Genomic DNA, 1,542 nt, shown 5'->3' on the forward strand with positions numbered 1-1,542 from the left:
ATTTAAATTATACGATGAAGAGGTGGCTAATGGAATACATTCTCACTATGATTTTGTCAATAACAAAATACAATCTAAGTATCCTTTTTTGAAGAAAGGAGAAGGTATTTTTGGACTATCTGAAGAGGAAAAAAACAAACTAAACCTAACAAATGATGAACTATCTCTAATTAAACCCTACTATTCTTCAGAGGAGATTTTTAAGTATTATGCAAATAAAAGAAATAAATTTTGGATAATTTATACAGATTCTACTTTTAAAAACTCTGAAAAAATTCAATCTTATCCTAATATTAAAAAACATTTAGATAGATTCAAAGATGTAATTACATCAGACAATAAACCTTACGGATTACATAGAGCTAGAAAAGAGGATTTCTTTATAGGCGAAAAAATAATTACTCTTAGAAAATCTCCTAATGAACCAAAATTTACATATACAGATTTTGACTGCTATGTTTCTGCTACATTTTATGTAATAAAAACAAAAAGAGTAAACCTAAAATACTTAACATTATTATTAAATTCTAAATTAATAGCTTTTTGGCTTAGGTACAAGGGGAAAATGCAAGGTAGCAATTTTCAGATAGATAAAGAACCTCTTTTACTTATTCCAATAATTAAGGTAGATAACGAAAATTTCTTTTCAACCTTATATGATGAGTTAGTTGCTCTAAAACAGGCAAATCAAGATATTAACCCTATCATTAATAAGATTAATATCTTGATTTATAAATTGTATGGTTTAACTTATCAAGAGGTATTAATAATAGATCCAAATATCTCTATAGATAACTTTCAATCATATTAATTTCTTTTTTAGTTAGATTAAAAATTTCATAGAACAAATTGTTAATATCATCCTCATTATTTAGTATATCATCAAATAATTGAATAATATTACTTTCATATTCAGATTTTATTATAGGGATATTTAATAAAGGCTCTTTATCTATTTGATAATTTTTACCTTGCATTTTACCTTTAAATCGTAGCCAAAATTTAATGATTTTAGAATTTAAATAGGCTGTTAAATATTTTAAGTTAAATCTTTCTGTTTGAATAATAAAATATGTTTGAGATACATAGCAATCAAAGTCAGAAAACGTAAAAGTAGGTTCCTTACATTTTCTTAAAGATAATATTTTTTCATTTTTAAAAAATTTTTCTTCTCTCGACCTATGAAGTCCGTAGGGTTTGTTGTGAGAAGTTATAACATCTTTAAATTTGTCTAAATGTTCTTTTATTTTAGGATAGGCTTTGATTTTTTCTATATTTTTAAAATCTGAGTTTGTATAAATTATCCAATAAGAATTTTTTTTATTAGTGCAATATTTATCAAGTTCATCACTCGTATAATAAGGCTTAATAAGTTCATATTCTTTTTCAGATAGGCTTAAATCTGTTAGCTCTTCATCTGAAATTACAAATATTCCATCTCCTTTCTTTACATTGCCTCCTAATATTTTTACTGAGTTTTCATTTACAAAATCTTGTGGAGCTACTATTCCTTGTGCCACCTCTTTATCGTATAATTTAAAC

At 25.0% G+C, this 1,542-nt stretch carries 2 protein-coding genes; one reads left to right on the forward strand and one right to left on the reverse strand.

The features are described from left to right. The coding region (locus tag HMPREF9074_RS00215) for a TaqI-like C-terminal specificity domain-containing protein (protein ID WP_304413018.1) at positions 1-811 on the forward strand (811 nt) is incomplete at its 5' end. Here HMPREF9074_RS00215 and HMPREF9074_RS00220 read toward each other — a convergent pair. Next, positions 786-1,542 (reverse strand): TaqI-like C-terminal specificity domain-containing protein (locus HMPREF9074_RS00220; RefSeq protein WP_034539206.1); only part of this gene is annotated, 757 nt, incomplete at its 5' end. The genes HMPREF9074_RS00215 and HMPREF9074_RS00220 overlap by 26 nt on opposite strands.

The organism is Capnocytophaga sp. oral taxon 329 str. F0087 (assembly GCF_000213295.2).
GTDB lineage: Bacteria > Bacteroidota > Bacteroidia > Flavobacteriales > Flavobacteriaceae > Capnocytophaga > Capnocytophaga leadbetteri_A.